The sequence below is a fragment of the Pseudomonas sp. Pseusp21 genome, assembly GCF_059492145.1.
This window is the reverse complement of record NZ_CP168520.1, coordinates 5,564,823-5,583,053: the sequence shown is the minus strand read 5'-3', so window position 1 is coordinate 5,583,053 and position 18,231 is coordinate 5,564,823. Positions and strand designations below refer to the sequence as shown.

Sequence of the window (18,231 nt, the reverse complement as noted above, 5' to 3'; positions counted from 1 at the left end):
GCAGGATGCTGGTCAAGTCCATCGCCATAGTGACTCCCGCCGATCCGATAAAGCCTGAAGGTTAACCAAGGCGTCTGGTCTTGGACAGCTCAGTCTTCGATCAGGCCGAGTTCCTGTTGCGCGCGTCGGTCACCGGCGCGGGCGGCCTGGCGCAGCAGGTCCTGGCCGATCCGGCGATCCCGGGCATTGCCGCACTCGCGACACATCAACTGGCCGAGGCGACTCTGCGCCGCGACCACCCCTTCCCGGGCCGGTTGCTTGAGCAGGCGGCCGGCGAGGTGCTTGGCATTTCGGCTGTCGCCCAAGCGCGGGCTGTCCAGCAGCCATTCGGCCACGCGCACGGAAAATCGCTTGGGAGCGGTAACACGAGGGAGTTGGGAGGTAACAGATTCTGGAGCTGAACGAAACTTCATAAAACACTGTGGGACAGATCGGAAGGCGCGCCACTCTACTCTTTTTTTCGCACAGGTAAAGTCGAAAAAAACCCGGCACGCCCGTGCTAGAGCAAGCGCTCGGGACAATCCACAGAAGCTGTGGATAACTCAGTGGACAACCGCCCTCCAGTCGCCGCAAAGCCTTGTGGAACGGGGCTCGCAGTCAAACTGACGATTTTTTCACCAGTTAAAAAAAGCGATGTTTTTCATTGACTTAAACTTTCGATGCAGGCAGCCATCGGGGTCAGGATTGTTGTGACAGCGCCGTTACAGTCTGCGCAACTAATGTGCACAAGTACCTGTTACGCGGTTATATCGATGCGCCTTTTCGGGTCGTTTTGGCATTCGTGCTGGGGATAAGCCGCTGCGCAGAGCGTCAGCATCTTTCGGGTCGTGGCGACCGACGGAGGTAAAGTGAGCCAGATCGGGGCAGGCGGGGAGCCCGGGCAGCGGATTCTGATTTTTTTGATCATCGGGTTTGCCTTCTGCGGTTCGTTCCGTTAGTATCCGCGGCGTTAGTACCAAGCTGAAAGTCAATTCCGGTCGAACACACCCCCACGGTCAAGTTTCTCTCACAGAGACCTTCACTGAAAAAAGCGGGATCGACCCCTCGATGGTTTCCAGGTAAATCTTGCGACGACACAGTCTTTGAATCGAATGCAAAGAGTGTTGCGAAGACCACTTACTCTGACCGAACCAACCTGCAAATTGATCAGGATCTTCACCAAGGGCCCAGAACCTCTGCCCTTGATATGTTGCCTGTCCTCCTAAGTACCTACCTGCCAGCCCAAGCGCGCCAACTTTTATAGCGCTCGAACTGGCTGCCTTGTTCCAGTCGGGTTCTTCGTTCGACCAATGGTGGTTGACGTTACTGGAACGTTTTAACGTTGCACGGTTCTTATCCGTGTCATTTGTAGGAACACCTAATAACTATGTCGACTCAAATCCAGACTCAGGATGCCATTCGCACCCTAACCAACGCTTTTGCTCCAATGAACTGCCTGATCATGGCCGCTCGCAAAGGCTGCTTCAGCTTCACCGTGGTCAATGAACACGGGATCGCCCGCCACAGCGAGCGTCTGTACCCCGATCAATACTCCAGCGCCGAACCGCTGCAGGCCGTGATTGATCGCACCCGTCAGGCATTGATCGCCTGAGAGGCCGAAATGGCTGCAAAAGCAAAAGCCCCGCTGAAAATGCGGGGCTTTTTATTGCCCGATGTTTCACTTTTACCTCTTTCCGCTTAAGCACCAACCGGTATAACGATTATAACGGCGCGCCGGAAATATTTTAAAAACAGTCCTTTACGTCGCGAATATGACACTACACTTCAACTCAAGCGGCGTGATCCGCTTCCGGCGAGCCTGAGTCGATCCACAGCTGCCAAGCTCCCCCTTCAGGCCTCGCCGCCCAATAACAAGATCCGAGGGATTTATGGGTATCGCTGCCAGCGAACTGTGCCGCTATGTGATTCGTCCTACGCTGATCTACCTGGGACGTCACTGCGCAACCGCCGAATCCCTGCTGCTGGGCATTGCCGCCAGCCAGTCCGCTCTCGGTTCCGCCCTGCATGACCGCCGTGGCCACGGCCTGTACCGGATTGCCGAGCACCGCCACCAAGCCCTTTGGGACCATTATCTTGCGCTGGATCCGGAACGCGCCAGCCTGGTTCGCGGCCTCGCCAGCCAGCATGCCTTCCTCAGCGGCCCGCACCTGGAACTGACCGTCAATTTGCGTTATGCCACAGCCATCGCCTGGCTGCTGGTCGAAGAACAAAACACTCCCCTCCCCGAGCCGGACGATCTGCTGGGCATGGCGCGTATCTGGCGTCAGACCTTTCAGCCCCAAGGTCGTCTGCGCGACTTCACCTGCGCCTGGCAAACCTGTGTTTCACCGCTGAATCAGGTCGCTTGCTGACCCGCTGGTTTCACAACATCGCCCAACAGGCAGTGATTTTGGTCGGATTGTCCTACAAAACCGCTCTAACTCAAGGCATACGGACTATAGCGCCGGGACGAAAATGTTGGTAATTTTCGCCCCGGTGATCACCAGGAGTTCTAATAATGAAAAAAGTCATGCTCAAAACCACCCTTAGCCTTGCCGTAACCGTGGCATCCACCCAGATCTTCGCAGCTGGCTTTGCCATCAACGAACACAGCATCAGCGGGATGGGGACTGGGTACGCCGGGCGATCTTCTTCTGCCGACGACGCAAGCACCGTTTATGGCAACCCTGCCGGCATGTCGCGCATCACGCGCGAACAAATCACCGGTGGCGTTGCATTCCTCGACGCAAAAACCGATATCAGCGACGCCAGCTCCAGCCCGAACGGCGGCAGCAACAAAGGCGACATGGTGCCCTTCACCTCCGTACCTATGGGCTACTACGTCAAGCCGATCGACGAGCATTGGGCATTCGGTCTGGGTGTGTACGTACCCTTCGGCCTGATCACCGACTATGAAAACGGCTTCGCCGGCCGTTACTTCGGCAGCAAGTCCGAAGTCAAGATCATCACCTTCCAGCCAACGGTCAGCTACAAGTTCAACGATGTCGTATCGATCGGTTTCGGCCCGACCATCAACCGCATCGACGGCTCGCTGGAATCCAACCTGTCGATTACTCAGGCAGCGCCGGACGGCAAGGTCAAGATCAAGGGCGACGACACCGCACTGGGCTACAACATCGGCGTGCTGGTACAGGCTACCGACAGCACTCGCCTGGGTCTGACCTACCACTCGAAAGTCGACTACAAGCTCGATGGCAACACCAAGGTCAACTACGGTGTGCTGGGCGCGATCGGCCTGGGTGCGAACCAGAAGTACGACGCTTCGCTGAAGATCACCACGCCTGAATCCGTGGACCTCTCTGTCACCCAGGCGATCAACGATCGCTGGAACGTCTACGCCGGTACCACCTGGACCCGCTGGAGCCAGCTGGAAAAGATCACCGTCAAGAACTCCGGCGTTCAGCCACTGCTGGCTGGCCAGTTCGGCGAGATCACCGAAGAACAGAACTGGCATGACACCTGGGCTTACGCCATCGGTACGTCCTACCAGTTGAACAAGGAATGGGTACTGCGTACCGGCCTGACGTTCGACCAGTCGCCGACCAACAACGTCGACCGTTCGCCACGCATCCCGACCGGCGACCGGACCATCTTCAGCATCGGTGCCGGCTGGAGCCCGACCGAAGACCTGACCATCGACGTCGCCTACTCGTACCTGAAGGAAGAGAAGGTCAACATCCGCAACGAAAACAATCGTGGCCAGAGCTACAACTCGCAGTATGAAAACTCGGCAAACGGCTTCGGTGTCGGCGCAACCTACCGCTTCTGATGCTGTACGGCGAGGCTAATGCCTCGCCCACTAAAAAGCCCCGCTCTCTTCACAGAGGCGGGGCTTTTTAATGGGCGTCGATCAGGGTTTCAGCGGCTGGGAGGCAATGGCTTTCTCGATGGCCGCCAGAAATTCAGGATCATCCGGTTTGGTCAGGCTGGAGAAATTGGCGATCACCTTGCCTTGGCGGTCGATGACGTATTTGTAGAAATTCCACTTCGGTGCGCTGCTCTGTTTGGCCAGCACCTGGAACAAGTGAGTCGCATCGTCACCCCGGACCTTCTGCGGTTCGGTCATGGTGAACGTCACGCCGTAGTTGGCGTAGCAGACCTTGGCGGTCTCGGCGCTGTCCTTGGACTCCTGCTTGAAGTCATTGGAAGGCACGCCGAGCATTTCCAGGCCCCGGGCCTTGTAGCGCTGATTCAGCACTTCGAGCCCCTCGAACTGCGGCGCAAAACCACAGAAGCTGGCCGTGTTGATCACCACCAGCGGTTTGTCGGCGTAGCGCTGACACAGGTCGATGGATTCCTTGGCCCGCAACTTGGGCAACGAACCTTGCAACAGATCCGGACAGTCCGCGGCCTGGGCCAGTCCGGTCAACGCCATCAGCAACGCGGGAACAGCACACCAGCGCTTGAGCATGTCGGGCATCCTTGAGCAATCGTCAGACCTCGACGTTACTCGCCCTCCCGCCGATCTAGCAAGCACCCATGCCCAACTGCATCAGCGCCAGCCCGCCCTGATGCCAGCCCCACCACACCAGCGCCAGCAACGCGGCGCCGAGTGCGGTGACGACGATCTGCGGCCAGAAACGGCTCATGCGGCGCTCGCACGCGGTTGCAGTCGCTCGACCGGACGCTCGCGCACCGGCCAGTTCAGCGCTGCCGCCAACAGGCTCAAGAGAATCGCCACTTGCCAGATCAAGTCATAACTCCCGGTCCGGTCATACACCACCCCGCCCAGCCAGCCGCCGAGGAACGAACCCAACTGATGGAACAGAAACACGATGCCGCCGAGCATGGACAGGTTTCGCACGCCAAACAAGGTCGCCACCGTACCGTTGGTCAACGGCACCGTCGACAGCCAGAGGAAGCCCATGGCCATGCCGAACAGATAGGCCGAAGTCGTCGTGACCGGCAGCCACAGGAACAGCACGATCACCACGGCGCGCAGCAGATAAAGTCCGGTCAGCAGACGCGGTTTGGACATCCGCCCGCCGAGCCAACCGGCGGTGTACGTACCGAAGATATTGAACAGACCGATCAACGCCAGCACCGTGGTGCCGACACTCGCCGGCAAATGCTGATCGACCAGATACGCCGGCAGGTGCACGCCGATGAACACCACCTGAAATCCGCAGACGAAAAAACCGAATGCCAGCAACCAGAAACCGGAGTGCGAGCAGGCTTCGCGCAAGGCTTCGGACAGGGTTTGTTCGTGGCCGAGCACCGGCAGCGGCTTGTCCTTGAGCATGCTCACCAGCGGCACGATCAGCGCCACCAGCAGGCCCAGCACCAGCAATGCCGCCGACCAGCCGAGCCAGCCGATCAGCCCGAGGGTGCCCGGCAACATCGCGAACTGGCCAAAGGATCCGGCGGCGCTGGCAATGCCCATGCCCATGCTGCGTTTTTCCGGCGGCACGGCGCGGCCGACGACCCCGAGGATGACCGAGAACGAGGTGCCGGACAGACCAATGCCGATCAGCAGACCGGCACTCAGGGACAGGCCCAGCGCCGTTTCCGACAGGCCCATGAACACCAGGCCCAGGGCGTAGAGCACCCCGCCGATCAGCACCACTTTCGCCGCGCCGAAGCGGTCGGCCAGCGCGCCGGTGAACGGTTGCGCCAGCCCCCAGATCAGGTTCTGCAAGGCGATGGCGAAGGCGAACACCTCGCGACCCCAGCCGAACTGGGCGCTCATCGGCGACAGAAACAAGCCGAAGCCGTGCCGCACGCCCAATGACAACGCCAGAATCAGCGCACTCCCCAGCAACACCCAACCGCACGTACGCCACATCGAACTCATTATTATTCTCCAGTCGCGGGTATATACCCGCTTAGATTCGGAAAAAACCGGCCCTCAGGCCAGTTCATCCAATAGCCGCAGCAAGGTTTCACGCTTCTCGGCACCCAGCCGGTCGATCAACCGCTGTTGCGCCGCTTCCCAGGCCGGCAAGGCTGCTGCCAGGCGTTGCGCACCGGTTTCGGTGAGCCGGACGATGCGGTTGCGCATGTCTTCGCCCTCGGCCAGCGCCACCAGGCCCTCGCCTTCCAGCACCCGCAGATTGCGCCCGAGGGTGCTGCGATCCAGGCCCATGGCCTCGGCCAGTTCGGAAATGCTCGGCTGATCCAGGCGCTGCAGATTGCACAGCAGAGAATACTGGGCAACGTTGATCCCGAAGCCGTCGAGAGCGCCGTCGTAATGCCTGCTGACGCCACGCGCGGCGCGTCGCAGGTTGGTGCACAAACACTGAGAAGGAAGCATGATGCGTGTATATACCCGCGACTGTGTTAAATCAAGTTACAGATCAAAGTTACTTATCAAAACAAGGCCAGCCCGACCAGCACTGACATTTCCAGCAATTCCAGCAACGCGCCGGCCGTATCACCGGTGGTTCCACCCAGTCGCCGCACCATCAAATGCCGCAGCCAGATGAACACGACAACCGCCAGCAGCAACGCCACGACAGCGTCGAACCCGGCGATCGCCACACACGCCGCCGCACTCCCCGCCAGCACCTGCCAACCCGCCTTGCGCGGCAGATGATCGGCCAGCGCCTGCCCCAACCCGCCGGCCCGCACATAAGTCGTGGTGAGAAACAGCCCGAGCAACGCCGCTCGGCCGATCAGCGGCACGATGATCAACGCCGTGCCCTGCTGTTGTTCGATCAACGCCAGCAACGCGGCGAACTTGAGCAGCAACACCAGCACCAGCGTCACCACCGCGATCGGCCCGCTGCGCGGATCCTTCATGATCGTCAGCGTACGCTCGCGATCACCGAACCCGCCGAGCCACGCGTCGGCGCTGTCCGCCAGGCCATCAAGGTGCAACGCGCCGCTGAGCAGCACCCACACCGTCAGCAACAGCGCCGCATGCAACAGCAACGGCGTGCCGGCCAAGGCAATGTTCAGCGCCCAGAGAATGACACCGAACAACAGGCCCACCAGCGGATAAAACAGCAGCGACCGGCCAAGCTGTTCGGGCGTCGGCATCCCCGGCAGACGAATCGGCAGGCTGCCGAGAAATTGCAGGGCGATCCACAGAGGCAGCATTTCAGAGCACTTCCCTGAGCGAACCGTCGGCCTCGACGATCAGCGAAAACAGCGCGCCGTGGCCGACTTCAACATTGAGCAGTTGTTCACGGGGCAAGCCACGGGCCTGCGCCAGCAACAGACGCATGACACCGCCATGACTGACCAGCAACACCCGCTCACCCGCGTGCGCCGCGTGCAGTCGCATCACCGCCGCCAGCACCCGCGCCGAAAAATCGCTGACCGGCTCACCCTGCGGCGGGGTAAACCCATAGGGATCCGCCCAGAACAAGCCCAGGCCCTCGGCATCGGTTTCCATCAACGCCGCCGCGCTCTGCCCTTCCCAGGCACCGAAATGCAACTCCTGCAGATCCCTGTCCAAAGAAACCGGCAGATCCCGCTGCGCGCTCAACTCTTCAGCAAACCGCGCACAACGCTGCAACGGCGAACTGACCAGCCGGTCCCACGGCCCCTGCCCGCTCACCGCCTCGCGCATCTGCGCCCAGCCTTTTTCGGTCAACGCATCGTCGAGGCTGCCGCGCAGGCCGCCGCCGAGCTCGGTTTCACCGTGGCGCAGCAGATCCAGACGCAGCGTCATGCCGGGCGGTCCGCTACCGCGGCTTCAGCGAAGGTTGCCATCTGGCCGTGCAGGTCGCAGGCCAGGCGCAACAACGGCACCGCCAGCGCCGCGCCACTGCCCTCGCCCAGACGCAGGCCCAGCTCGAGCAGCGGTTCAGCGCCGAGGGTTTCCAGTACATGGCGATGGCCCGGCTCGGCACCACGGTGACCGAACAGCAGCCATTCACGGCAGGCCGGATTCAGGCGCACCGCCACCAGTGCCGCGACCGTGCAGATGAAACCATCCACCAGCACCGCCACACCTTCCTGAGCGCACGCCAGATAGGCGCCAACCAGTGCCGCAATCTCGAAGCCGCCGAGATTGAACAGCGTCTGCAACGCATCGCCACGTTGCGCCGCATGCAGTGCCAGCGCCCGCTCGATCACCTGCGCCTTGTGGCTGACGCCTTCGGCATTCAGCCCGGTGCCGGGGCCGGTCAGATGCGCCACCGGGCAATCCAGCAAGGCACAAGCCAGCGCACTGGCGGCGGTGGTGTTGCCGATGCCCATTTCGCCGCCGATGAACAATTGCGCGCCCGCCGCCTTCGCACGCAGCACGCTGTCGCGACCGCCCTGCAAGGCGAGTTCGCCCTGGGCCTGAGTCATCGCCGCACCCTTGGCGAAATTCGCCGTGCCCGGGCCGATGTTCAGGTGACGCACGCCCGACAAGTTCAACGACGGGTTCACAGTGCCCAGATCCACCACTTCCAGCTGCGCGCCGAGTTGCCGCGCCAGCACGCTGATCGCCGCGCCGCCGCTGACGAAGTTCAGCAGCATCTGCCCGGTGACTTCCTGCGGGAACGCGGAAACGCCTTCGGCAACAACGCCATGGTCGCCGGCAAAAATTGCGATCCAGACCTGATCCAGTGTCGGCTTGACCCGGCCCTGCAATCCGGCCAGTTGCACCGCCACCGATTCGAGCCGCCCGAGAGAGCCGGCGGGTTTGGTCAATTGCTGCTGACGCGCCGCCGCGTTTTCAACGGCGTTCGCGTCCACCGGTTTGCACGGGTTCAGCCACCAGGCTTGGGTCATAACGCAGGTCCTTTCAGAGTCAGGGGCAGGCCGGCGACCGTCAGGACGACTCGCTGACAACGCTCGGCCAGAGCTTGATGCAGCCAACCGGCTTCATCGACGTAGCGGCGAGTCAATTCGCCCAGCGGCACGACACCCATTCCGGTCTCGTTGCTGACAAAAATGATTTCACCCGGCAGCGACGCCAGGCATTCGAGCAGGGCCTCGCGTTCGGCGGCGAGGCGTTCGGCGTCGTCGAGCATCAGCAGATTGGTCAGCCACAGCGTCAGGCAATCCACCAACAGGCAACGCTCGGCGCCAGCGTTTTCGCGCAGCACACGGGCCAGTTCCAGCGGTTCTTCGATCAACGCCCACTCGACGGGACGACGGGCGCGATGATGGGCGACACGCTCATTCATCTCGCCATCCAGCGGTTGGCTGGTGGCGATGTAAGTGACGGCCAGCGCGCTGTCAGTGGCGAGTTTTTCGGCCAGGCGACTTTTGCCGGAGCGGGCGCCGCCGAGGATCAACTGGAGCATGGGGAGATTCCACAGAGTTCACGTAACAGCCCGGTATCCAGGTGCTTCTCCACCAGATCCGCCAGCCGTTCGATATCGCGTTCACGCAGGCCGTGGTAATCCACCTCCTGCACATTGTTCAGACCGGCCCAGCGCAACAGCGCGGCACTGGCCGCCGGCGATTCGAACAGGCCATGCAGGTAGGTGCCGAAAATCTGCCCGTCGAGACTTTGCGCGCCGTCGCAGCGACCGTCGTCCAGATGCACGGCAGCATTTTCCAGCGCAGGTCCCGTGGTCACGCCGGCATGGATTTCATAACCGCTGACCTCCGCATCTTCCAGCGCCAGACGCCCGCGCACATTGCGCAACTGCTTCTCGGCTTCGAGCTGTGTTTCGAACCCCAGCAAACCCAGACCGGCACTGGAGCCCGGTGCGCCTTCCAGGCCCAGCGGATCGTGCACCTGCTCGCCGAGCATTTGCAGACCGCCGCAGATCCCCAGCAGCTTGCCGCCGTAACGCAGGTGACGGCGAATGGCGGTTTCCCAGCCATTGGCGCGCAGATACGCCAAGTCACTGCGCACACTTTTCGAGCCCGGCAGGATGATCAGATCAGCCGGGGGAATCGCTTGCCCCGGGCCGATGAATTGCAGATCAACTTGCGGATGCAGACGCAACGGATCGAAATCGGTGTGGTTGCTGATACGCGGCAGCACCGGCACCACCACTTTCAAAACTTGCTCGGCCTTGTCGGTCTGGCGCTGGTCAATGCCGTCCTCGGCCTCCAGATGCAAGTCCATCACGTACGGCAGCACGCCCACCACCGGTTTGCCGGTGCGCTGTTCCAGCCAGTCGAGGCCCGGTTGCAGCAAGGCGATGTCGCCGCGAAAGCGGTTGATGATGAAACCTTTGACCCGCGCCTGTTCGCTCGGTGACAGCAGTTCCAGCGTGCCCACCAGATGAGCGAAGACGCCGCCACGATTGATATCGGCAATCAACAGCACCGGGCAATCCACCGCTTCGGCGAAGCCCATGTTGGCGATGTCGCCGGCGCGCAGATTGATCTCGGCCGGCGACCCCGCACCTTCGACCATCACCAGCGGATAGGCGGCACTCAAACGTTCGTGGGAGGCGAGCACCGCCTGCATGGCGATGGCTTTGTAGTCGTGATAGGCGACGGCGTTCATGCTGGTGACCGCTCGACCGTGAATGATGACTTGGGCGCCGGTGTCGCTGTTGGGCTTGAGCAGCACCGGGTTCATGTCAGTGTGCGGTTCAAGGAACGCCGCCTGGGCTTGCACCGCTTGCGCGCGACCAATCTCGCCGCCGTCGGCAGTCACTGCGCTGTTGAGCGCCATGTTCTGCGGTTTGAACGGCACCACGGCAACGCCCTGACGGGTTGCCCAGCGGCACAGCGCCGTCACCAGCGTGCTTTTGCCGGCGTCGGAGGTGGTGCCTTGCACCATTAATGTGGTCATGCTGGTTTTTCCATGGAGCAATGCTTGGCGAATGCTTGCAGGGCTTGCTCAAGGCGCGCCTCGTCGGCGGCATCGACGGGCAGGCCGAATCGCAGGCTGCTGTTGTGCGCAAACAGGCGCAGAAGAATGCCGCGTCGAGCCATGAATTCGTGCAACGTGGCAGCCTGTTCGGTGATCAGCCACTGAAACAGCGCACAGCCACCCTGCGGCTTGAAGCCGTGGCGCTCAAGCAGCGCAGCCAATCGTTCGCTGGCCTCGTCGCTGCGGATGCGCTGACGCGTGTGGCCTTCGGTGTCGCGCAGACAGGCCTGACCCAGCACCCGGGTCGGCCCGCTGACTGCCCAGGGCCCGACCTGTTCGGCCAGCAACCGGAGCAACTTGCGCTCGGCCAGCACGAACCCCAGCCGCACACCGGCCAGACCGAAAAACTTGCCGAACGAGCGCAACACGATCAACCCCACTTGATGCGCATGCGGGGCGAGACTCAGCTGCGGCGTGTTGTCCATGAACGCTTCATCGACCACCAGCCAGCCGCCGCGCTGGGCCAGCCGCGCATGCCAGTCGAGCAGGCGCGCCGGGGTCAGATTCAGGCCCGTGGGATTGTTTGGATTGACCACCACCAGCACGTCGAGGCTGTCGAGAAAGAAGTCGACTTCCTGCTCCAGCACCTCACGCACGATATAGCCGCTGCGCCGCCAGGCTTCAGCATGCTCGGCGTAACACGGCGACAGCACGCCGACCTTGCCGGCACGGCGCAATCGCGGCAGCAGTTGAATGGCCATCTGCGAACCGGCCACCGGCAACACCTGGCTGGCGCCGTAGTAATCGCAGGCGGCCTGCTCCAGACCGTCATCGTTTTCCGGCAGGCGCGCCCACGCCCGCAGCGGAATCTCCGGGACCGGAAACGGCCACGGCGCAAGACCCGTGGACAGGTCGAGCCAGTCTTCTTCCGCGATGCCGTATTCGAGCGCCGCCCTGCGCAACCGGCCACCGTGCTCAAGCATAGAATTCAGCCCCCACGCAGAGAATCAGCAGCCATAACCATACCCCGCGCTGGACCAATTGCCAGCCGCGATCAATGGAATCGGCATCCGCCGGTGTGCCCTCGCCCAATTGCGGACGCTCGTGCAGCTCGCCGTGGTAAATCGCCGGCCCGCCCAGTTCGACACCCAGCGCACCCGCGCCGGCGGCCATCACCGGGCCGGCGTTCGGGCTGTCCCATTTCGGCGCCTGGGTGCGCCAGCATTTCAACGCCAGTCGGGTTTTGCCGAGCAGCGCGTAGGTCAACGCTACCAGCCGCGCAGGAATGTAGTTGAGGACGTCGTCGATTTTTGCCGCCGCCCAGCCGAAACGCTCGAAACGCTCGTTGCGATAGCCCCACATCGCGTCGAGCGTATTGCTCAAACGGTAGAGCACCACGCCCGGCGCACCGGCCACGGCAAACCAGAACAGCGCGGCAAACACCGCATCGCTGCCGTTTTCCAGCACCGACTCGGTGGCGGCGCGGGCGACGGCGGTGCTGTCCAGCTCATCGGTCTGACGGCTGACCAGATAACCCACACGCTTGCGCGCCTCTGCCAGATCATCGGCGCGCAAAGCCTTGGCCACCGGCTCGACGTGCTCACCCAGGCTGCGCATGCCGAGGGCGCAATACAGCGCAAGAATCTCGACGATCCAGCCCACGTAAGGCGCCCAGGAAAACGCCGTGGCCAGCAGGGTCAGCGGCAACACCGCGATTACCCACGCGGTGACGCCATGGCTGCGCCAGCCACGACCAGCGCTATTGAAACGTTGCTCGATGCGCCCGGCGAAATTGCCGAACGCCACCAGCGGATGCCAGCGTTTCGGTTCACCCAGCAGCGCATCCAGCGCAACCGCGGCGACACTCAACAACGCCACACTCATTGACTCACTCCCCAAAAATTTTCGTACAGCAGCTCATTGAGCGGACGCGCCTGCGCCCACCCTTCGAGTACCAGCATCGGCGCCGGATAGAATTCCTTGACCGGCCCCAGGCAAAGCACCGCCAGCGGCTTGGCCCCGGCCGGCAGTTTCAGCAGATCGGCCAGCGCCTGCGGCTCGAACAGCGACACCCAGCCCATGCCCAGGCCTTCGGCACGCGCGGCCAGCCACAGGTTCTGGATCGCGCAGGACAATGAGGCCATGTCCATTTCCGGCAGCGTGCGACGACCAAAGATGTGTTTTTCGCGATCGTCCATCAACGCGGCAACCAATACTTCGGCGCAGTCGTTGATGCCCTCGACCTTGAGTTTCATGAATTCGTCGCTGCGCTCGCCGAGGGCTTCGGCGGTACACACGCGTTCTTCTTCAACAAGGTTCTGGATCTGGCCACGTAGAGCGCGGTCGCTGATGCGGATGAAGCGCCACGGCTGCATCAGGCCGACGCTCGGTGCCTGGTGTGCGGCTTCAAGCAATCGTCGCAACACGTCAGGCTCGACCGTACCGCCGCTGAAGTGGCGCATGTCGCGGCGTTCGGCGATGGCGCGGTAGACCGCTTCGCGCTCGGCGTCAGTGAAGGCGTTGTCGGTCATGGCACCAACAGTGCGGCAATCGCCGACGGATTCGACGGGAAGTAAAAGTGCACGTACGAGGCGGTCATCCGCCCTTCCCGGTAAACAGCTTCCGCGCCGCGCCCGCCGTTGGGGCTGTGGCCACGGGCAATCGGCGTCAGTTCGGTGGTGGTCAGGGAATGGTGATAGGTATGGCCGCGCAACAAGCCTTCCGGCAGGTCGACCTCTTGCAAGGCCAGTGCGGCGAGGCGCTTTTGCATCACGGCGTCGCCACTCAACAGGCCGACCAAATCAGCGCGGGTGCCTTCGACATCCGTCAACGAGTCGAGCAGATAAAGCATGCCGCCACATTCGGCGAGCAGCGGTTTGCCGGCCGCATGATGCGCGCGGATCGCTTTGAGCATGTCAGTGTTCTGCGCCAAGGCAACGTGGTGCAATTCCGGATAACCGCCAGGCAGGTACAAGCTGTCGGCTTCAGGCAATTGCGCATCGCGGATCGGCGAGAAGAAACTCAGCTCGGCGCCCATCGCCCGCAGCAGATCGAGACTGGCGCCGTAGGTAAAAGCGAAGGCTTCGTCGCGGGCGACGGCAATTCGCACGCCTTCGAGCAGCTTTTCGGTCTCTACGATTGCTGGCGCGGCGAATTCCACGGCCGGTGGCAGCGCTACCTCGCAAGTGCCGGCCAGCGCTTCGGCGGCGGCGTCGAGGCGCAGGTCGAGGTCATTGAGTTCGCTGGCCTGCACCAGGCCGAGATGGCGGCTCGGCAGTTCGATCCCGGTTTCCCGGGACAACGCGCCGTACCAGCGCAGGCCTTCGGTGAGGCTGCCTTCGAGCAATTGCGCATGGCGCACGGTACCGACGCGGTTGGCCAGCACGCCGGCGAACGGCAAGTCCGGCTGATAGCGCGCCAAGCCCAGCGCCAGTGCGCCGAAGGTCTGCGCCATGGCCGTGCCGTCGATCACGCCGAGCACCGGCACACCGAAATGCCGCGCCAGATCGGCGCTCGACGGCGTACCGTCAAACAAACCCATCACGCCTTCGATCAGGATCAGATCGGCTTCGGCGGCGGCTTCCCACAACAGGCGACGACTTTCCTGCTCGCCGACCATCCACATGTCCAGTTGATAAACCGGCGCACCGCTTGCGCGCTCGAGGATCATCGGGTCGAGAAAGTCCGGGCCGCATTTGAATACGCGGACCTTGCGCCCCTGATTGCGATGCAGACGGGCCAGCGCAGCGGTGACGGTGGTCTTGCCCTGACCGGAGGCCGGCGCGGCGATCAGTACCGCCGGGCAGTGACGTGGTTGATTCAAAGTTCGACGCCTTTCTGCGCTTTGATGCCGGCCTGGAAGGCGTGCTTGATCATGCCCATTTCGGTGACGGTGTCGCCCATCTCGATCATTTCCGGCTTGGCGGCGCGGCCGGTGACGATCACGTGTTGCATCGGCGGACGGGCCTGCAGATCGCTGAGCACCTGATCCAGATCGAGATAACCGTGCTTGAGGGCAATGTTCAGTTCATCGAGCACCACCAGACCGATCGACGGATCGCGCAGCAGCTCGCGGGAGACTTCCCAGGCCGCTTCGGCGGCGGCGATGTCGCGCTGACGGTCCTGGGTTTCCCAGGTGAAGCCCTCGCCCATCACATGAAAACGCACTTGCTCGGGGAAGCGGCGGAAGAACAGCTCTTCACCGGTGCTGTTGCGGCCCTTGATGAACTGCACCACGCCGCACTGCATGCCGTGGCCCATGGCGCGGGCGAGCATGCCGAATGCCGAGCTGCTTTTGCCTTTGCCGTTGCCGGTCAGCACCAGCACCAGGCCGCATTCGTCTGGCGAATTGGCGATGCGCTCATCGATCACGGCTTTTTTGCGCTGCATGCGCGCGAGATGGCGCTCGTCGCGTTCGGGGGAATCAGTCATGGGGGAGCTCTCCGTTGAGGCTGGATAACGGCGGGCAGGCACAAGAATAGACGGCAACAAGCCTGGCATCGCCCACCGTGATGCCGCTGGATGGATCAGGCCGGTCTCCGGGCTCATGAGCGGCTTGCGCCTGGCTGCGCGCCTTCCCGCTTTTACGCAGTGGCATCAGACGCAGCTTTTACTCATTTACCGTTGCGGGGGCAGCGCCGGGATCGTGAGGGTTCATCGCTTGAAGACCCGCCTCACCGGCTTCCCTGTTTCACTCTGTCGACATGCGCCACAGAGCACCTGAAACAAGCCGCGAAGGTTAGAGGGTTGGGGGTGGAGCGTCAATTGAAGAGGGGCTTGTGCGGCGAATAACTGCCGCCGATCAATTAACTGACGCCAATCTTGTGCCACACTGCCAGCAGTAATATCAAAGAGCCATGCTCTTTGACTGCAGAGAGCCCATCACAATAACAAGGGAGAGCCCCATGCAAGGCATGATCATCAGCAATCCGCGGCTGGAATTCCTGCGCCCGGTGCTGGAACGCTGGTTTGACTGTATCGACCGCTACAACGCCGTGCGCGGCGACAATGACACGCCCTACTGGCACGACGAAAAAGCCAATCTCGGCCTGCTGTCGGCCGCCGCGTGGATGGCTGAACTGGTCACGCTGCGCGACACTGCCACCCGCAAACAGAACGAAGAGGGCGAGCGCAACGCCCGCGCCGATTTGTTTATTGCTGGCACCGAGGATCGCGCCTTCATTCAGGCGACCCAACGCTGGCCGCGCGTCACCAGCCTGAATCTGACCCAGGCCCTGGCGGATATCACCAGCGACGCCAAGCGCATCAGCTACGCCAGCGACTTGAAACTCGGCTGCCTGTTCGTCGCCCCGCAAAAAGCCCAGCACAGCGCCAGCCCGGAGGAATTGCAGGACATGGTCGACGACCTGCAGAAGGAACACACCTGCGCCGTCGCCTGGTATTTCCCCTACGCCTACCGCAAATTGCGCAGCGAAGCCGGCAACTATCACCCCGGCATTGCCGTGCTGTTCAAGGAAGCCCGCGGCTGAGGGTTGAACCATCGGGCTTGTGCGCTTCTCTATGTTTAGGAATGCATTCATAGGGAAGATCAGCAATGCGCAAGCCCCAGCTCGTTTTCGTCATCATGATCGCCGGAGGGCTCGCCGCCTGTGGTGAATCCTCCAGCTTGCAAGTCTCTGACGGCACCGGCCCGTCACCGAAACTGCCCGAACCGAACAAGACCCTGATTCCGACGGTGAACATCGCCCCGGCCATCGGCTGGCCGGCCGGCGCGAAACCGACGGCGGCGGCAGGCACGCAGGTGGCAGCCTTTGCCGAAAATCTCGATCACCCACGCTGGCTCTACGTGCTGCCCAATGGCGACGTGCTGGTGGCGGAAACCAACGCCCCGCCCAAACCCGACGACAGCAAAGGCATTCGTGGCTGGGTGATGAAAAAAGTCATGGGCCGCGCCGGTGCCGGCGTGCCCAGCCCGAACCGCATAACCCTGCTGCGCGATGCCGATCATGACGGCGTGGCCGAGACCCGCACGGTGTTCCTGCAGAACCTCAATTCGCCGTTCGGCATGACCCTGGTCGGCAATGATCTATACGTCGCCGATACCGATCGCCTGCTGCGCTTTAACTACGAGCCCGGCGCGACCGAAATCAAGAGCCAGCCGATCAAGGTCGTGGATTTGCCTGGCGGCACGCTCAACCATCACTGGACCAAGAACGTCATCGCCAGCAAAGACGGCAGCAAGCTGTACGTCACCGTCGGCTCGAACAGCAACGTCGGCGAAAACGGCCTCGATCAGGAAGAGGGCCGTGCGGCGATCTGGGAAGTAGATCGCGCCACCGGCAACCATCGGATTTTCGCTTCGGGCATCCGCAACCCCAACGGCCTGGCCTGGGAGCCGCAAAGCGGTGCGCTGTGGACTGCCGTGAACGAGCGCGACGAAATCGGCAGCGACCTGGTGCCGGACTACATCACGTCGGTCAAGGACGGTGGCTTCTATGGCTGGCCGTTCAGCTACTACGGCCAGCACGTTGATGTGCGCGTGGAACCCCAGCGGCCGGACATGGTGGCCAAGGCCATCGCTCCGGACTACGCCGTCGGCCCGCACACCGCATCACTGGGGCTGACCTTCGCCGAGGGCAATCGCTTGCCGGCACAGTTCAAGGAAGGCGCATTCATTGGCCAGCACGGCTCGTGGAACCGCAAGCCGCACAGTGGCTACAAGGTGATCTTTGTGCCGTTTGCCGCTGGCAAGCCGAGCGGAACGCCGGTGGACGTGCTGACCGGATTTCTCGACAAGGACGAGAACGCTTTGGGTCGCCCGGTCGGCGTGGTGATCGATCAGCAAGGTGGGTTGCTGGTAGCCGATGATGTGGGGAACAAGGTGTGGCGGGTGTCAGCGGCCCGCTAATGTATTGCAGGCATTAAAAAACCCGTGGGAGTCATTCAGCTCCCACGGGTTTTTAAGTATCTGGATTACGGGTTGTGCGCCAGATGCTCCGGCTGCAGAACGCGCTTGGCGCTCAGATAGGCTTTCTGCCAATACGCTTTTGACAGACTGTCCAGCTTCACCGTCCCGCCAGTGGCTGGTGCATGAACGAAGCGCCCTTCCCCGACGTAGATCCCCGCATGGCTGACCTGAGAGCCGCCATTGGTGGCGAAGAAGATCAGGTCGCCGGTCTGCAGCCCTTCCTTGCCGACGTTCGGCGCCTGCATGACGATCATCTCGCGGGTCGAACGCGGCAGGCTGATGCCGGCGGCATCGCGGTAGACGAAACCGATCAGGCCACTGCAATCAAAGCCCGAATCCGGCGTATTGCCGCCCCAGCGATAAGGCGTGCCGACCAGCCCCAGCGCGCGGAACAGCACGTCTTCGGCAGCAGGCGAAAAGGTCTGGGAGGATCCGAATACGATCGGAGCGCGAACCACCGGCGCAGGCGGCGGAGTGCGGCTGGCGCAGGCGCTGAGCAGCGCGGCGAAGAACATCAAGGCAAAGCGGGCCGACATCGTCATATGCAGAACATCCTGATCTGGCTGCGGCTTTGACTGCCGATTCGATAGAAAACAAAACCGCCTGCGTTGGGACGCAGGCGGTTTGCCATCAATATAGA

General features: G+C 62.3%; 20 protein-coding genes, 1 pseudogene and 1 riboswitch. Of the genes and pseudogenes, 5 read left to right on the top strand and 16 right to left on the bottom strand.

Features of this window, described 5'->3' with window-relative positions; translation table 11 throughout:
* Nucleotides 1-89 precede the first annotated feature (89 nt).
* Complete coding sequence (locus ACEN93_RS25455) at nt 90-413, bottom strand: SEL1-like repeat protein (RefSeq protein ID WP_082934370.1); 324 nt, start codon at nt 411-413, stop codon at nt 90-92.
* A 953-nt stretch (nt 414-1,366) separates the two neighbouring features.
* Here ACEN93_RS25455 and ACEN93_RS25450 point away from each other — a divergent pair.
* From ACEN93_RS25450 to ACEN93_RS25440, 3 genes are all read left to right on the top strand, one after another.
* Entirely contained in the window at nt 1,367-1,591 is a 225-nt protein-coding gene (locus ACEN93_RS25450; protein ID WP_007950419.1) for a hypothetical protein, read from the top strand.
* A 277-nt stretch (nt 1,592-1,868) separates the two neighbouring features.
* Nucleotides 1,869-2,351, top strand: a complete 483-nt coding sequence (locus tag ACEN93_RS25445; RefSeq protein ID WP_039769836.1) for a hypothetical protein — start codon at nt 1,869-1,871, stop codon at nt 2,349-2,351.
* Between the two features lie 146 nt (nt 2,352-2,497).
* On the top strand, nt 2,498-3,769 hold the full coding sequence (locus tag ACEN93_RS25440; RefSeq protein WP_074687575.1) for an OmpP1/FadL family transporter: 1,272 nt from the start codon (nt 2,498-2,500) through the stop codon (nt 3,767-3,769).
* Nucleotides 3,770-3,850: 81 nt separating this feature from the next.
* Here the strand turns inward: ACEN93_RS25440 and ACEN93_RS25435 are convergent, their stop codons facing one another.
* The 14 genes and pseudogenes from ACEN93_RS25435 to cobO all read right to left on the bottom strand — a co-directional run bounded on the left by ACEN93_RS25435 (nt 3,851) and on the right by cobO (nt 15,094).
* Nucleotides 3,851-4,411, bottom strand: coding sequence for a glutathione peroxidase (locus ACEN93_RS25435; protein ID WP_495610651.1), 561 nt, complete (start codon nt 4,409-4,411; stop codon nt 3,851-3,853).
* Between the two features lie 55 nt (nt 4,412-4,466).
* On the bottom strand, nt 4,467-4,589 hold the full coding sequence (locus ACEN93_RS25430) for a hypothetical protein (RefSeq protein ID WP_269669306.1): 123 nt from the start codon (nt 4,587-4,589) through the stop codon (nt 4,467-4,469).
* Complete coding sequence (locus tag ACEN93_RS25425) at nt 4,586-5,794, bottom strand: MFS transporter (RefSeq protein WP_039769832.1); 1,209 nt, start codon at nt 5,792-5,794, stop codon at nt 4,586-4,588. The genes ACEN93_RS25430 and ACEN93_RS25425 overlap by 4 nt, the downstream gene beginning before the upstream one ends.
* 54 nt (nt 5,795-5,848) lie before the next feature.
* Nucleotides 5,849-6,253: a MarR family winged helix-turn-helix transcriptional regulator gene (locus ACEN93_RS25420; RefSeq protein WP_007950413.1), complete on the bottom strand. Its 405-nt coding sequence runs from the start codon at nt 6,251-6,253 to the stop codon at nt 5,849-5,851.
* A gap of 56 nt (nt 6,254-6,309) precedes the next feature.
* Nucleotides 6,310-7,041: an adenosylcobinamide-GDP ribazoletransferase gene (locus tag ACEN93_RS25415; protein WP_074687574.1), complete on the bottom strand. Its 732-nt coding sequence runs from the start codon at nt 7,039-7,041 to the stop codon at nt 6,310-6,312.
* A gap of 1 nt (nt 7,042) precedes the next feature.
* The gene (cobC, locus tag ACEN93_RS25410; protein WP_495610650.1) at nt 7,043-7,618 is read right to left on the bottom strand and encodes an alpha-ribazole phosphatase family protein; all 576 of its coding nucleotides are present in this window, start codon (nt 7,616-7,618) and stop codon (nt 7,043-7,045) included.
* A complete protein-coding gene (cobT, locus tag ACEN93_RS25405) occupies nt 7,615-8,670 on the bottom strand; it encodes a nicotinate-nucleotide--dimethylbenzimidazole phosphoribosyltransferase (protein WP_414882598.1) in 1,056 nt (351 codons plus the stop codon). Before cobT ends, cobC begins: the two co-directional genes overlap by 4 nt.
* On the bottom strand, nt 8,667-9,188 hold the full coding sequence (gene cobU / locus ACEN93_RS25400) for a bifunctional adenosylcobinamide kinase/adenosylcobinamide-phosphate guanylyltransferase (RefSeq protein WP_414882599.1): 522 nt from the start codon (nt 9,186-9,188) through the stop codon (nt 8,667-8,669). The genes cobT and cobU overlap by 4 nt, the downstream gene beginning before the upstream one ends.
* Nucleotides 9,184-10,642, bottom strand: a pseudogene (locus tag ACEN93_RS25395) (cobyric acid synthase); the annotation flags it as partial. The gene cobU and the pseudogene ACEN93_RS25395, both read right to left, overlap by 5 nt.
* Nucleotides 10,639-11,646, bottom strand: coding sequence for a threonine-phosphate decarboxylase CobD (cobD, locus tag ACEN93_RS25390; protein ID WP_495610649.1), 1,008 nt, complete (start codon nt 11,644-11,646; stop codon nt 10,639-10,641). The pseudogene ACEN93_RS25395 and the gene cobD, both read right to left, overlap by 4 nt.
* Nucleotides 11,639-12,547, bottom strand: a complete 909-nt coding sequence (gene cbiB / locus ACEN93_RS25385; RefSeq protein ID WP_103387071.1) for an adenosylcobinamide-phosphate synthase CbiB — start codon at nt 12,545-12,547, stop codon at nt 11,639-11,641. The genes cobD and cbiB overlap by 8 nt, the downstream gene beginning before the upstream one ends.
* Nucleotides 12,544-13,194: a 5,6-dimethylbenzimidazole synthase gene (gene bluB, locus ACEN93_RS25380; RefSeq protein ID WP_039769819.1), complete on the bottom strand. Its 651-nt coding sequence runs from the start codon at nt 13,192-13,194 to the stop codon at nt 12,544-12,546. Before bluB ends, cbiB begins: the two co-directional genes overlap by 4 nt.
* On the bottom strand, nt 13,191-14,486 hold the full coding sequence (locus ACEN93_RS25375) for a cobyrinic acid a,c-diamide synthase CobB (RefSeq protein WP_495610648.1): 1,296 nt from the start codon (nt 14,484-14,486) through the stop codon (nt 13,191-13,193). The genes bluB and ACEN93_RS25375 overlap by 4 nt, the downstream gene beginning before the upstream one ends.
* Nucleotides 14,483-15,094, bottom strand: coding sequence for a cob(I)yrinic acid a,c-diamide adenosyltransferase (gene cobO / locus ACEN93_RS25370; protein WP_007950401.1), 612 nt, complete (start codon nt 15,092-15,094; stop codon nt 14,483-14,485). Before cobO ends, ACEN93_RS25375 begins: the two co-directional genes overlap by 4 nt.
* Before the next feature lie 81 nt (nt 15,095-15,175).
* Nucleotides 15,176-15,401, bottom strand: a riboswitch (cobalamin riboswitch).
* A 166-nt stretch (nt 15,402-15,567) separates the two neighbouring features.
* On the opposite strand from cobO, the gene ACEN93_RS25365 reads away from it, so the two are divergent.
* Both ACEN93_RS25365 and ACEN93_RS25360 read left to right on the top strand, forming a co-directional pair.
* Complete coding sequence (locus tag ACEN93_RS25365; RefSeq protein WP_064594511.1) at nt 15,568-16,152, top strand: hypothetical protein; 585 nt, start codon at nt 15,568-15,570, stop codon at nt 16,150-16,152.
* Between the two features lie 65 nt (nt 16,153-16,217).
* Nucleotides 16,218-17,531: a PQQ-dependent sugar dehydrogenase gene (locus tag ACEN93_RS25360; protein ID WP_495610647.1), complete on the top strand. Its 1,314-nt coding sequence runs from the start codon at nt 16,218-16,220 to the stop codon at nt 17,529-17,531.
* Between the two features lie 65 nt (nt 17,532-17,596).
* Here ACEN93_RS25360 and ACEN93_RS25355 read toward each other — a convergent pair whose 3' ends face one another.
* Nucleotides 17,597-18,133, bottom strand: coding sequence for a C40 family peptidase (locus ACEN93_RS25355; protein ID WP_039769812.1), 537 nt, complete (start codon nt 18,131-18,133; stop codon nt 17,597-17,599).
* Nucleotides 18,134-18,231: the final 98 nt, after the last annotated feature.

Coding starts and splice junctions, on each gene's coding strand:
- cbiB (WP_103387071.1), bottom strand. CDS start 12,547: ATGAGTGTGGCGTTGTTGAGTGTCGCCGCGGTTGCGCTGGATGCGCTG.
- ACEN93_RS25425 (WP_039769832.1), bottom strand. CDS start 5,794: ATGAGTTCGATGTGGCGTACGTGCGGTTGGGTGTTGCTGGGGAGTGCG.
- cobT (WP_414882598.1), bottom strand. CDS start 8,670: ATGACCCAAGCCTGGTGGCTGAACCCGTGCAAACCGGTGGACGCGAAC.
- ACEN93_RS25445 (WP_039769836.1), top strand. CDS start 1,869: ATGGGTATCGCTGCCAGCGAACTGTGCCGCTATGTGATTCGTCCTACG.
- ACEN93_RS25450 (WP_007950419.1), top strand. CDS start 1,367: ATGTCGACTCAAATCCAGACTCAGGATGCCATTCGCACCCTAACCAAC.
- ACEN93_RS25355 (WP_039769812.1), bottom strand. CDS start 18,133: ATGACGATGTCGGCCCGCTTTGCCTTGATGTTCTTCGCCGCGCTGCTC.
- ACEN93_RS25420 (WP_007950413.1), bottom strand. CDS start 6,253: ATGCTTCCTTCTCAGTGTTTGTGCACCAACCTGCGACGCGCCGCGCGT.
- ACEN93_RS25360 (WP_495610647.1), top strand. CDS start 16,218: ATGCGCAAGCCCCAGCTCGTTTTCGTCATCATGATCGCCGGAGGGCTC.
- ACEN93_RS25440 (WP_074687575.1), top strand. CDS start 2,498: ATGAAAAAAGTCATGCTCAAAACCACCCTTAGCCTTGCCGTAACCGTG.
- ACEN93_RS25415 (WP_074687574.1), bottom strand. CDS start 7,041: ATGCTGCCTCTGTGGATCGCCCTGCAATTTCTCGGCAGCCTGCCGATT.
- ACEN93_RS25430 (WP_269669306.1), bottom strand. CDS start 4,589: ATGAGCCGTTTCTGGCCGCAGATCGTCGTCACCGCACTCGGCGCCGCG.
- ACEN93_RS25365 (WP_064594511.1), top strand. CDS start 15,568: ATGCAAGGCATGATCATCAGCAATCCGCGGCTGGAATTCCTGCGCCCG.
- cobO (WP_007950401.1), bottom strand. CDS start 15,094: ATGACTGATTCCCCCGAACGCGACGAGCGCCATCTCGCGCGCATGCAG.
- ACEN93_RS25435 (WP_495610651.1), bottom strand. CDS start 4,411: ATGCTCAAGCGCTGGTGTGCTGTTCCCGCGTTGCTGATGGCGTTGACC.
- cobU (WP_414882599.1), bottom strand. CDS start 9,188: ATGCTCCAGTTGATCCTCGGCGGCGCCCGCTCCGGCAAAAGTCGCCTG.
- ACEN93_RS25455 (WP_082934370.1), bottom strand. CDS start 413: ATGAAGTTTCGTTCAGCTCCAGAATCTGTTACCTCCCAACTCCCTCGT.
- cobC (WP_495610650.1), bottom strand. CDS start 7,618: ATGACGCTGCGTCTGGATCTGCTGCGCCACGGTGAAACCGAGCTCGGC.
- cobD (WP_495610649.1), bottom strand. CDS start 11,646: ATGCTTGAGCACGGTGGCCGGTTGCGCAGGGCGGCGCTCGAATACGGC.
- bluB (WP_039769819.1), bottom strand. CDS start 13,194: ATGACCGACAACGCCTTCACTGACGCCGAGCGCGAAGCGGTCTACCGC.